The 430-nt window shown below is 74.7% G+C and carries 1 protein-coding gene; it reads right to left on the bottom strand.

Features of this window, described 5'->3' with window-relative positions; translation table 11 throughout:
• Window positions 1-48: 48 nt before the first annotated feature.
• Window positions 49-430, bottom strand: a 382-nt coding sequence (locus HWX25_RS33110; RefSeq protein ID WP_175912808.1) for a VOC family protein, incomplete at its 5' end; no start/stop codon positions are given.

A 430-nucleotide genomic window follows, 5' to 3' on the forward strand; every position in this document is an offset into this window, starting at 1 on the left:
GCTCCGGAAGGGTGAGGGGAATGAGCGAATGGCGCGGGCGGCGCGCCTTCAGCGCAGCGTGCGCGCGCCCTTGGGCGTGTCGAAGCTGGCCACCAGCGCGCGCTCCGGGGCGGCCGACACGGCCACCAGCTGGCCGGCGCCAAGCCAGTCGAGGTGCGCGACGATCGCCTCGGCCTCGGGATGGGTGGCGTTCAGCGAGCCGAGCACGATGTCGTGATGCGGCAGCGTGTCGGACGGATGGCGCGGCGTGTCCCACTGGATCAGCGAGGGCGCGATGCCGTCGGCCGCCTGGCCCGAGGCGTCGGGGAAGGCGCCGTCGGCGGGTACCGTCAGGCTCCAGCGCCAGTCGCCGCGGCTCATCCGCGCGACCGGGGCGATCCGCTGCGGATACTGGCGGCGCCAGATATCCAGGTGGCGCGGCGGCTCCACG

It is taken from the genome of Burkholderia sp. BCC1640 (genome assembly GCF_902833125.1).
In the GTDB taxonomy this organism is placed as follows: domain Bacteria; phylum Pseudomonadota; class Gammaproteobacteria; order Burkholderiales; family Burkholderiaceae; genus Burkholderia; species Burkholderia diffusa.